The 12159-nt window shown below is 58.7% G+C and carries 9 protein-coding genes; 2 read left to right on the plus strand and 7 right to left on the minus strand.

From position 1 onward, the window contains the following. Positions 1–1290, minus strand: a 1290-nt coding sequence (locus LJ738_RS14485) for a DUF4331 domain-containing protein (RefSeq protein WP_227787139.1), incomplete at its 3' end; no start/stop codon positions are given. 386 nt (positions 1291–1676) lie between these two features. After that, complete coding sequence (locus LJ738_RS14490; protein ID WP_227787140.1) at positions 1677–3866, minus strand: DUF4331 domain-containing protein; 2190 nt, start codon at positions 3864–3866, stop codon at positions 1677–1679. A 373-nt stretch (positions 3867–4239) separates the two neighbouring features. Here LJ738_RS14490 and hscA point away from each other — a divergent pair, with 373 nt between their 5' ends. Both hscA and LJ738_RS14500 read left to right on the plus strand, forming a co-directional pair. Then, on the plus strand, positions 4240–6114 hold the full coding sequence (gene hscA / locus LJ738_RS14495; RefSeq protein WP_227787141.1) for a Fe-S protein assembly chaperone HscA: 1875 nt from the start codon (positions 4240–4242) through the stop codon (positions 6112–6114). A gap of 48 nt (positions 6115–6162) precedes the next feature. After that, positions 6163–7488 (plus strand): O-antigen ligase family protein, encoded by a 1326-nt coding sequence (locus LJ738_RS14500; protein ID WP_227787142.1) that lies wholly within the window; start codon positions 6163–6165, stop codon positions 7486–7488. Here LJ738_RS14500 and LJ738_RS14505 read toward each other — a convergent pair. The 5 genes from LJ738_RS14505 to rplQ form a co-directional block, all read right to left on the minus strand. After that, the gene (locus tag LJ738_RS14505; protein ID WP_227787143.1) at positions 7456–8007 is read right to left on the minus strand and encodes a hypothetical protein; all 552 of its coding nucleotides are present in this window, start codon (positions 8005–8007) and stop codon (positions 7456–7458) included. The two genes, LJ738_RS14500 and LJ738_RS14505, sit on opposite strands and share 33 nt — an antisense overlap. A 91-nt stretch (positions 8008–8098) precedes the next feature. Further along, the gene (locus LJ738_RS14510; protein WP_227787144.1) at positions 8099–8347 is read right to left on the minus strand and encodes an FtsB family cell division protein; all 249 of its coding nucleotides are present in this window, start codon (positions 8345–8347) and stop codon (positions 8099–8101) included. 214 nt (positions 8348–8561) lie between these two features. Continuing rightward, positions 8562–9647: a T9SS type A sorting domain-containing protein gene (locus LJ738_RS14515; protein ID WP_227787145.1), complete on the minus strand. Its 1086-nt coding sequence runs from the start codon at positions 9645–9647 to the stop codon at positions 8562–8564. Positions 9648–9926: 279 nt separating this feature from the next. Beyond that, positions 9927–11198: a phosphopyruvate hydratase gene (gene eno, locus LJ738_RS14520; protein WP_227787146.1), complete on the minus strand. Its 1272-nt coding sequence runs from the start codon at positions 11196–11198 to the stop codon at positions 9927–9929. A gap of 273 nt (positions 11199–11471) precedes the next feature. Further along, complete coding sequence (gene rplQ, locus LJ738_RS14525; protein WP_227787147.1) at positions 11472–12071, minus strand: 50S ribosomal protein L17; 600 nt, start codon at positions 12069–12071, stop codon at positions 11472–11474. Positions 12072–12159 lie beyond the last annotated feature (88 nt).

Raw genomic sequence — 12159 nt, forward strand, 5'->3', positions numbered from 1 at the left:
CGCGGTGCCGTTGAGGGCCGCGTTGCCGACTAGGCCCGCCAGGCCATTGGCCCCGTTGCGGAAGTCAAAGCCCGCAGGCGGCAGGCCAGCCGCACCGGCCAGCGACTTGGACTGGATGCGCAGGGGGCGCAGGCCGGGCACGGCCTCGCCGTAGTAGGTCTGGCCGGTGGGCTTGGCCGCCGCGCCGTTCACCGGCGTGTTATCGGCCAGGTACAAGCCCAGTTCGGGGTTCATCAGGTTCTCGTCGAAGCGGAACTGCTGGGTGCCGGCCGCGGGCAGCGGCGTGCCAAAGGGCGTGGCCGAGTTCCACTCGTCTTTCAGCCCAATGGGCTGCACTACTTCGTTGGTGAGCGGCATGCCCAGGCGCGATACCTGCACGAAGTTGCCCGAATGCGTCTGGGTGCCGTCGGTGTTGATGGTACGCAGCGACTGGCGACTGGCCGAAGCCCACACCCCGATGATGTAGTTAGAATCCAGAATGTTGGTAGCGGCCGTCAAATCGGCTCCGGTTTTAGCCAGCAGGCGCACCGGGATTTGCAGAGCAATGGCGTGGGTATTCTTGCGGGCCAAGCCGTCGCGGGCAGTGCCGTTGTTGTTGCCCGTGGGCGTTTGCGGGCCGCGCACCCCACCCAAATCGAAGATGGCGCCCAGGTCCGTAAAGAAAGGGTCGTCCGTAGGCCCACAGAACACCTTCATACCGTTGCTGAGCGTCTGCACGGCACTGGCCATGTAGGCCGTGTAGCCGGTTGTTTTGTTGAGCCCCGCCGCGCCTTCAATGGACCGGGGGCCAATGTTCGGCGCCGGCACCGTGCCCGCCTGCACCAGATTGGTGGTGTTGCCGCCCCGGATTACATCCAGGCGGTAGGTAGTCTTCTGGTTTTCCTTGCCCAAGCGCACCCGAAAGAAAGTGGAACCGTCTTCGTTGGTGCGGGTGAAGGTAAAGCGGTAGATAATGTCGTCGCCGGTGGTAGTCGCGTCGTTCTTGACGTGGATATCGTATTGGATATTCTCGCCGAAGGTGTTGTAAATAGGTCCGCCCTGGGGCAGCTCCAACGGTATGTAGTTGGCAATGATGGTCACCGTGGCGTTGGCGTCGTTGGCCGCCGCATCCGGGCTGCGGAACGCGTAGAGGTCGGTATTGTCGGCCAGCGGGTCGTCGGCGATGAGGGGAGCTTCGCGGTGGCTTGAGGCCTCCAGCGTGTTATGCTGGCCACTCCAGGCGAGCATTCCCCCTATCGACGTTGCGAGCAGAGCAACGTGGAAGAGAGGACGAGTAAACAGGTTTTTCATAAGAATGAAAAGGGCTGTAGGTGAAAAAAATGAACAACACAGAGCGATGCGGGCAGCACGCCGGAAATCAGCTAAAATCTTTGGCTTGCAACGAGATAGCGCCCTCTTTACTTACCTACGAATATTCCCTTTGACCAGTTTTTAAACTTGTCAATAATTTTATAATAATGTCAACGCATTCATGAAAATCAGTCATCAAAACCGCTGCAATAGTGCCATTATCTCAAAGTACTTCAGCTTTTACTGCAACATTATCATCGCAGCGAGCTATGCAGTGGGCATATTGGACCAGCCCCATTGCACATGGTGCAGCAGCCTCTGAAAGATGCCGCCCGCCGGTGCAGTTCCAGACCGGCGGACGGCTTTTTAGATAGCTCAATCTGTTCTTATTGCCGCTCAATTCGCGCCGAGGCCAGCACCGTATTGCCGCTGTACAGCGTCACATTGTATTGGCCGGGGCGGACGTTGTTGCCCGGCTGCCATACTACCTGGTTGGTGCCGGCGGCGCAACTTGTGCCCGCAACCACGGTAGCTACTTGGTGGCCCGATATCACGTCGGTTACGACGATGGTCACGTTGGTAGCAAACGCCAGGTTAAAGAAGAACGTCGTGCGGTCGGCGAAGGGGTTGGGGTAGCAATTCACCACAATCAGGCTGGGCTGCATGTTTAAGCCGCCGGCCCCGTTGCCGTTGCCCAGATACCCCGTGTTCCGCCGGGCGAGGTCGCCGCCTTCGAGCCCGTTCCACGGAATGGGCAAGTAAGGAAAAGCCCCACGAAAGGCCTTATCGTTCTGCTCCACATTGGTGGTAAAATTCAGCACCCGCAGCAATTGCGGGGTGAGCGGGCTCGGGCTGCGGCCCACCACGTAGTCGTCGTACCACAGGCCGATGGCGGCCAGCACCACGCCGCCCACGGCCTGCAGCTCGATGCGGGTCACGTCGTCTTCTAGGCGGCGCCCGTTGGGGAAGCCGTCCATGTTCGGAATAAACTGCAGCGCCGGGCTGCTATTGAAACGCGGGTCGGTCAGGCCCAGCACCGCCGCGGCCAGCAGGCCCTCGGAGCTGAAGTCGGGCGAGTTACGGGGCGTGGGGGGCACGGCCATGTTCAGGCGCAGCATGTCGCCAAAGGTGGGCAGGAAGTTGTTGATGAACGGCTTGCCGGCCGCCAACGGGTTGCCGTTTTTGCCCGTGGCCAGCTGGTACGGCCGCAGGTTGGGCACGCCCGTGTGGAAAATGGGCAGCAAGTCCACCGAACGCGGCTTGCCCGGGCGCAGCAGAAATTCGCCAAACCCACCGGCCGCTATCGGGGCCAGCGCCGTGCCCGCCACCGCCGAAGAGCCAGCCAGCCCCGCCAGGCCATTGGCCCCGTTGCGGAAGTCGAACCCATTGGGCACCGAAGGCAGCAGCCCCGCCAGCGACCGGGTTTGCACGCGCAGCGGGCTGAGGCCGGGCACGGCCTCGCCGAAATAGGTCTGCCCGGCCGGCTTGGGCGCGGCCCCGTTTCTGGGCGCGTTGTCGGCCACGTACAGGCCCAGCTCGGGGTTCATAAGGTTTTCGTCGAAGCGGAACTGCTGGGAGCCGGCCGCGGGCAGCGGCGTGCCAAAGGGCGTGGCCGAGTTCCATTCGTCTTTCAGCCCAATCGGCTGGATTACCTCGTTGGTGAGGGGCATGCCCAGGCGCGAGACCTGCACGAAATTGCCCGATTGCACATCCGACCCGTTGACGATGGTGCGCAGCGCCTGCCGATTGGCCGACGCCCACACGCCGATGATGTAGTTGGAATCCAGAATATTGGTGGCCGCCGTCAGATTGGCGCCGGTTCTGGCCAGCAGCCGCACCGGAATTTGCATCGCAATGGCGTGGGTGTTGAAGCGGGCCAGGCCGTCGCGGGCTTTGCCACGGCCCCGCACGCTACCCAGGTCAAAAATGGCCCCAATGTCGGTAAAAAACGGGTCGTCGGTCTGGCCACAAAACACTTTCATGCCGTTGCTTAGCTGCTGAATGTGCCGCCGCTGGTAAGCTGCGTAGCCATTGGTTTGGTTCAGCCCAACCGGCGACTCAATGGAGCGGGGCCCGATGTTGGGGGCCGGCACGGGCACCGAACTCAGCAGCCGGGTGGTGGCACCGCCCCGAATTTCATCCAACGAGTAGAAGGTCCGCAAATTTTCTTTGCCCAACCGCACGCGGAAGAATGTGGAAGGGTCCTCGTTGGTGCGGGTGAAGGTAAAGCGGTAGATAATGTCGTCGCCGGTACTAGTCGGGTTGTTCTTGACGTGGATATCGTATTGAATATTTTCACCGAACGTGTAATAGGTGGGGCCGCCCTGCGGCAGTTCAAAGGGAATGTAATCGGCGATGATGGTGACCGTGGCGTTGGCGTCGTTGGCCGGCGCGTCGGGGCTGCGGAAGGCGTAGACGTCGGTGTTATCAGCCAGCGGGTCGTCGGCAATGCGCGGGGCTTCGCGGTGGCTCGAGGCCTCCAGCGTGTTGTGCTGGCCACTCCAGGCGAGCATCCCCCCTACCGAGGTTGCAAAAAACGCAATCTGCAACAGGGGGTTGGTAAGCAGGTTCTTCATAGAAATATGGGTAAGTGAGAAAATAGGGATAGCGCGTTAAGCAGCGGGCAGAAACTGAAATATTCAAAGACTGCTACATGTAGGAGGCGCACGTTCACCCAACCCGGTGTTACAGCTGTGGTTATATATGTATCTCATTACCATAAATTTACGGTTTTATAAAAAGGCTGGATTTGCATTTGTTTATAAATTTTATTTATAAAATTTTGTCATTTATCGATAATCTCAGCAGTTGTATTCACCAGCGCCACGGCTACCCTTCGCTCCTGCCCAAGCCTGTTTATAAACTACTTTTGTACATCCTTTTTAGGCAAGCATTTGCCAATTACCCGTTACTTATGGGGGCTTGCGGAATCGTTGGCTCCGTGCAACTATGGCTACTGTAGCTATCAACCTTGCCACCGGCACGTTCCAGCAAGAAGAAATCATCGTCGGCATTGACCTGGGCACCACCAACAGCCTGGTGGCCTACGTGCACCCCGACACCCGCCAGCCGCTGGCCATCAACGACCAGGGGCGCGGCACCATCGTGCCCTCGGTGGTGCACTTCCCCGCCGATGGCGGCGAGCCCGTGGTGGGCACCGAGGCCCGCGAATTCCTGCTCACCGACCCCCAGCGCACCATTTACTCGGTGAAGCGCCTGCTGGGCAAAAGCTACCGCGACCTCGGCAACCACGCCGAACAGTTAGGCTACAAGGTCATCGACGACAACTCCGAAGGCTTAGTCAAAATCCGCGTCGACGACCGGTTTTACTCGCCCATTGAGCTGTCGGCCGATATCCTGAAAGAGCTGCGCGCCCGCGCCGAGCACGCCCTCAAAACACCCGTGAACCGCGCCGTGATTACGGTGCCGGCGTATTTCAACGACTCGCAGCGCCAGGCCACCCGCGACGCTGGCCGCCTGGCCGGCCTGGAGGTGCTGCGCATAGTAAACGAGCCCACCGCGGCCGCCCTGGCATACGGCATCGGCCTCGACCCCAGCGACGAGAAAACCGTGGCCGTGTACGACTTGGGCGGCGGCACCTTCGACATCAGCATTCTGCGCATTCAGCAGGGCATTTTTGAAGTGCTGAGCACCAACGGCGACACCTACCTCGGCGGCGACGACCTGGACCGGGTAGTTGCCGAGCACTGGACCACCACCTTCCAGCTGCCCGCCACCTTCCAAACCAACCCACACCTGCAGCAGCAGTTGCGCCTGGCCGCCGAAATGGCCAAGAAGTACCTCAGCCAGCACGATGACTTCACGACCCAGCTCACCGACGAAGCCGGGCAAGTATTCCCCGTTACGCTCACCCGCGCGCAGTTCAACGACCTGATTCGCCCGCTGGTGGACCGCACCATTGCGGCCTGCCGCCAGGCCCTTGCAGATTCCACCCTGGCCGCTTCCGACCTGGACGCCGTACTGCTGGTGGGCGGCTCCACGCGGGTACCGCTGGTGTACGACGCCGTATCGGAATTCTTCGACCAGCCGGCCAACAATTCCCTTAACCCCGACGAAGTGGTGGCGCTGGGCGCCGCCATTCAGGCCGACATCCTGGCCGGCAACCGGCGCGACGTGCTCCTGCTCGACGTGACGCCGCTCACCTTGGGCATCGAAACGCTGGGCGGCCTGCTCGACCCCATCATCCCGCGCAATTCCAAAATCCCCACCAAAGCCGGCCGCCAGTACACCACCAGTGTGGACGGCCAGGTGAACCTGAAAATCGCCGTGTACCAAGGCGAGCGCGACCTGGTGAGCCAGAACCGCAAGCTCGGCGAATTCACCTTGCGCGGCATTCCGGCCATGCCCGCCGGCCTGCCCAAAGTCGACGTTAACTTCCTGCTCAATGCCGATGGCATTCTGCAAGTAGAGGCCATTGAGCTGCGCTCCAACACGCGCCAGCAGGTCGAAATCAAGCCCCAGTACGGCCTGACCGACGAGCAGGTGGAGCAAATGCTGATGGACTCGCTGGTGCACGCGAAAGAAGACGTGTCGGCCCGCCTGCTCATCGAGGCCCGTACTGCTGCCGAGCAGTTGCTCTACCAAGTGGGTAACTTCACCAAGAAAAACCGTCAGCACCTCACCGAAGAGGAGCTGACCGCCACCGAAGCCCAGGTCGAGCGCCTGCGTACCGCCCTGGCCGGCACCGAGCGCGACCCCATCCTCAAGGCCATGGACGAGCTCGACGAACTCACCCGCCCCTACGCCGAGCGCGTGATGAACATCTCCATTCAGCAAGCCATGGCCGGAAAAAAAATCGGTTAGCGGCTTGTCTGCGTACGCCATGTATAGGCGTGTCCTCTTCCTTTCCGCATGAATCCTTCTCGTTTCCGTTCGCGGCTGTTGCTGCTGTTTTACGGTGCGCTGTTTAGCGTGCCCTTGTCCGTAAACTGGTTGTCGGGACAGTGGCATTTTGGGATGCTGATGGTTTCTGAGCCCCTGATGCTGCTCACCGTGGGCGTGCTCGGAGTGGGCCTGCTTTCCGTCCACCTGCCTTGGCCCAATAAAACCCAGAAACTCGACAAGCTTATTGGGCTGCATTTTGGGGCGTTGCTGCTAGCCACGGTGTTTTCGGATGCCCCCATTGTGTCGGTGAAGTACCTGGCCACTATGGTGCTCTACGTGGCCTTTGCCTATGGCGTGCCCCGCGTGCTGCGCCTGCAGCGAGGCGAATGGATGCGGGCGGTGGCCGCTATTGCAGCGGGCACGGTGGTGTTGGTAGCATATGTGCTCACCCAGCAGGTGTTGCAGGGCATCTCCTATCAGCTTTCCTACACCATTGCTCAGCCCTTCCTGGAGCACGCTCACACCAACCTCACGGTGATGCTGGAGCCGCTGGTGCTTCTGCTCAATCTCGCGCTGCTGTACCATCCGTTTATGCAGCGCACACGGGTCCGCGTGCTGACCACGGCGGTGCTCACGGGCGTGCTCATGGTGGTGGCCTTTTCTTATTCGCGGGCGTCTTATGTGTCCCTTTCAGCCCAGGCCCTGCTCTTGCTCGCCAATGCCGGCTGGACGATAGGGCGCCGCATCCTGCTGCCCTGGGCAGTATCGGGCCTGCTCGTTCTGGCTGCCTGGCAGGCAGTCGAAGGCGTGCACCCCAACGTCTCACAGCCCTCCGACCCCCAGCTGCTGCACGAGCTCAGCTCTGTAAGCGACTTCTCGCCAGCCAACGAATCCAATGCCGAGCGCAAGAGCCGCTGGCTGTTCAGCATTGACCTCTACCAGCAGGAGCCGGTGGTGGGCGTAGGCCCGGGCACCTTTCCCGACCGCTACCTCGATTTCGTGCGGCATTCGCCTTCCCACCCCACGTATTACACCACCCTGCGGCGCATGAATGCCCACAACCTGTATCTGGATTGGCTGGTAGAGGCCGGCGCGCTGGGCTTTGCCACGGGCGTGATGCTGCTGGGGTATCTGGTGTGGCGGCAGCTGCGGTGGGCCTTCCGCTGGAGTCGCACCCCCGGCCGCGTAGGCTTCACCGTGTACTTTTTGTTTTTCCTGCTACACTCCCTCACCCAGGATTTCTGGCAGGAACCTCGCGTGATGGTGGCGTTTTGGCTGGCCGTGGGCCTGCAGCGCTTCTACGAGAAGTCCCGCGTGTCGTCAGCGTCTGCTGCCGCTGCCGTTGCGGCCTGATGGCTTGCGAGGGCGTTTGGGTGTGGCCGGCGGCGCCAAGCGCTGGGCAAATCCCAGCACGGTGCGGGCGGTAGTGTCTCGAAAAGTGACCTCCAGCACCGCCGATGGCGATTTTGAGGCCGAATCCGACGCGAATGTAAACGCATAAAACATACGCGAGGAACCGCCCGCGCCGAGCCGTACCCCGAGCTTATACAGCTCAATTTGCTGCCCGTGCCGCTGCCCGGTTTTCCAGATGGGCCGCGCCGCTGCTTCGAAGCGTTCGAGGCTCACGGCTCGGTGCATTTCCGGCGCCAGCCGCGCATAAGCGGCCGTGTAGTTAGCCCGCAGCACTGCGCGCAGAAACTGCCACGCCACCTGCCCTTGGCTCAACTTCGCGGTCTTTGGTGCCGGGGCCGGCTGTTGGGCTGCGCTTCCCCCTATCACCAGCGCCAATGTTGCCAGCGCCAAGCTTAATGCCTTCAGCCGCGGCTGCTGGGCCCATAGAAATCCTGGCCCGCGACTGACAAATTCTTGCATGGCCAAAATTAAGCGGCAGCAGCCCAAGCAGCTCAGTTACCGATGCATTGGGCAGGCAATGAGCAGCTTTGTTCTGCCAAGTTGAACTGCTTTATTCTACTGTCGCGGGCACCAGCACAAATACGTCCTCTCCGGGGCGCTTCATCAGGTACTTTTCCCGTGCAAATTTTTCGAGCAGGGCCGGCGAGCTCATCAGCTCTGCCCGCTCCCGCTTCACTACCTCAATGTTATCGAGGTAATACTGCTTCTCGTTGCGTAGCTCCTTCCACTTCTGGTAGATGTCAAACTGCTTGCCCAAATCGTTGGCATCAAAAACCAACATCCAGACTAAAAAGCCCATGCCCGTAAGGAAATAAAAGCTGCGGACAACGCGCAGAACCGGACTAACAAAAGAAGGTAGTTGCATCAGGGTAAAGATACTGGACTAGCACGCTTAGCTTCCTATAGCCGAACCAACCTCTAAGCATCTGCTTCATAAAAAGCAGCTTATTCATAGCCGAATACTCCGCTAGCCTAGGCAGCAAGAGTTTCCTATATCCGTTAAATCCGTTGGGCTATTCTATCACTAGCCGGCGCGTAGCAGTCGCATTATCTCCCACTACTCGCAGCCAATATACGCCCGCTGGCAAGTCCGGAGTGTCAAAAGCCACTTGCCGGCCCGTAGCAATTGACTTACTGAGGGACACTTCCCGCCCCAGGGCATCGTAGAAAGCTAGCTGCAATGGTTTGCCATTTTCGGCGCCATTCAAATACACGCCAAGGCGGCCGCCGAGAGCTACGGGATTAGGATACACGCTCATTTCTGTAGCGGCACTGGGCGTAACTGCCGTTATAGCCCCCGTTACGCGCAAGGCCAGGGCGCGCGAATTGTTGTTCTCGTTTGATTCCGCCACCGCATTACGCGGGTCAGCCACTAGCAGCAGGTAGTAATTCCCCGGGACCGTCGAGCCCGGGACCGTGAGCACGGGTGCCGAGTGTATGGTGCCGTTATTCAACACAAGCCCACCTCCGGTAACAAGCCCTAGAAACACATCATTACCAGCCGAAAACACGGTATCGGCCGACAAATAAAATCCAAGTTCGTAGCCTCCAACCGCGCCCGGGCCTCGGTTAAAGATGAACGTAAACGCCCCCGTGCTCCCGCCAGCCGGCACCGCATCGAATGAAATCGAAGGGCGCCACAGCTCCAAGTCGGGCAGCGCACTGTTCCCCTTGGTAACGGCCAGGCTGAAGCTAACTACATTGTTGGTCTCGTCTAGTTCCAGCTCAGCGTTTAGCGGGTCGGCTACCAGCAGTAAGTAATAGTTGCCAGTAGCCGTCAGGGGCGGAATTGTGCCCATCACGCTGCAGGTGCCAGACTGGCCAGGAAATAGCAATGCCTGGCAACTCGCACCCATGTACGCATCCGTAGCATCCCACACGTTGTCGGCCGACAAGTAATACCCAATGCAATTGAATTGCGACCCGTTGGTTCCTTGGTTTTTTATCACCGCGGACATCTGATAAATGCCCCCACTCAGCACATTGCTAGGGATGTTAAATGGTGCCACGATTACCAGGTCCGGCTTTACTTGGGCCTGTACCCGATACGGCAACCAGCACAGGAGAACCCATAATGCGCAGCTTAAAACTTTTTTCATATACCTCGGAAAGAGATGGTCAATTGACTTGAATATACTTCTCCGCGATAAACAGTGCACGGTGAGTCGAGCAAGTTGAGCCGCTAGCAAAATGACTCAACTTGCTCAAGCTCAACTTGCTCAATAAATATTGAGCTAAAGCAGATGGGGCCAAAGGTATAAGACTTCCCCGTGCCACATCGACTTGTTCTAGTGTCAAGACGTTTTTCACAACAAAGCCCATCCGATAGCTATCGAATGGGCTTTATCAGAACCAATAGCAGTTGCTACTGGCGATACCTACATCTTCTTCCCAGGGAAGTATGCTACCTCACCGAGCTCTTCCTCAATGCGCAGCAATTGGTTGTACTTGGCCATGCGGTCAGAACGCGAAGCCGAGCCGGTCTTAATCTGGCCGGTGTTCAACGCTACGGCCAGGTCGGCTATCGTGCTGTCCTCCGTTTCACCCGAGCGGTGGCTCATGATGCTCTTGTAGCCATTGCGACGGCCCAGATTCACAGCCGCGATGGTCTCCGTCAAGGTGCCAATCTGGTTTACCTTAATGAGAATGGAATTGGCAATACCCTCGTCGATGCCGCGCTGCAACCGGTCCACGTTGGTCACAAACAAATCGTCGCCCACTAGCTGCGTCTGCTTGCCCACCCGGTCTGTGAGTGCCTTCCAGCCGCTCCAGTCGTCCTCGTCCATGCCGTCCTCCAGGCTGATGATGGGGTATTTCTTGACCCAATCGGCCCAGTACTCCACCATTTGCGACGAAGTCAGTTTATCACCGGTGCTTTTCTTGAAGTGGTACATGCCATCCTCGTAAAACTCCGAAACAGCGGCGTCCATGGCAATAAAAACGTCTTCGCCCGGCCGGTAGCCAGCCGTCTCGATGGCTTGCAACACAATCTGGATAGCCTCCTCGTTGGACTTGATGTTCGGCGCAAAGCCACCTTCATCGCCCACGTTCGTGCTGAAGCCTTGCTTCTTGAGCACGTTCTTCAGGTGATGGAAAATCTCTGTGCCCCAACGCAGCGCTTCTGAAAACGACGATGCGCCAGTAGGCATAATCATGAACTCCTGGAAGTCAATGGAGTTGTCGGCGTGTGAGCCGCCGTTCAAGATGTTCATCATCGGCACCGGCAGCGTCGAAGCTCCCACCCCACCCACGTAGCGGTACAGCGGCATGTTGGCATCCAGTGCCGCTGCCCGTGCGGCTGCCAAGCTCACGCCCAGAATGGCATTAGCACCCAGATTAGCTTTGTTGGGCGTACCATCCATTTCCAGCATAATCTTGTCCAGCAGCGCCTGCTCGTATACAGAGAAGCCCACCAGTTCCTCCGCAATGCGCGAATTCACATTGTCTACTGCCTTCAGTACACCCTTACCCATGTACTTCGAGTTATCCTCGTCGCGCAGCTCCACCGCCTCGTGTTTGCCTGTGCTAGCGCCCGAAGGCACCGCGGCACGGCCCATTACCCCAGAATCAAGGGTTACGTCGACCTCGACGGTCGGATTACCACGGGAATCAAAAATTTGGCGGGCGTGAATTTGCGAAATGAAGCTCATAATAGGTCGTCTTTAAAACAGTTGAATGAGCTACAAACCTACGCGAATCAGCCGGCATAAGCACAACCTCACCATTAAAGACCGTCCTACGGCCGAGCGGAGCGAACCTAAACCCGGCGCAGCTAAGTAACTCGCGTGCGTTGTTGAAAGCTTGGGCTATGGACTCAAGTTGATTCTTCGTTCAGGTGCTTACCACGTATTTCGGTAAGTACCAAAACGAAAAAGGGACGCACCTAATGGCGCGTCCCTTTCAATCGTAACAGTTAATGCTAATTAAGCGCCAGCCTCGTCAGCCTTCGCTTCATCGCGGCTTTCGCCTTCTTTAACGGTTTCGGTAGCGGTATCAGCCGGAGCCGACGTCTCTACTACAGCAGCAGGAGCAATCGCTTCGCCTTTTACTTCGATAGCCGAAGTAGCAGCGTCGCCAGCAGCTTTCTTACCACCACGGCTGCGCGAACGACGGGTCGTGGTAGTCTTCTCAGCAGCGGCCGATTTAGCCTCGAGCAGGGTTTCGTTGAAGTCAACCAGCTCAATGATGCACATCTCAGCGTTATCGCCCAGACGGGTATCGCTCAGCTTCAGAATGCGGGTGTAGCCACCGGGGCGGGTAGCAATTTTGCTCGAAATGTTACCGAACAACTCCTTGATAGACTCCTTGTCCTGCAACGCGGCAAAAACCATCCGACGCGAGTGCGTGGTGTCTTCTTTCGACTTGGTCAGCATGGGCTCCACGTACTTGCGCAGGGCTTTGGCTTTAGCAACCGTAGTCGTGATGCGCTTGTGGAGGATGAGCGACGAAGCCATGTTCGACAGCATCGCGTGACGGTGGGCGGTGGTCCGGCCCAGGTGGTTGATTTTTCTTCCGTGTCTCATTGGACGTTTGAAAAGATGTGCGCTTGCGGGCGGCGACCACGGCGGGCCTTGAAGGCCTCATTAGAACCGCTGCCCCTTGGGCGCACTG

Origin of the sequence: Hymenobacter plasmatis (assembly GCF_020711255.1) — a bacterium.
Lineage (GTDB): Bacteria > Bacteroidota > Bacteroidia > Cytophagales > Hymenobacteraceae > Hymenobacter.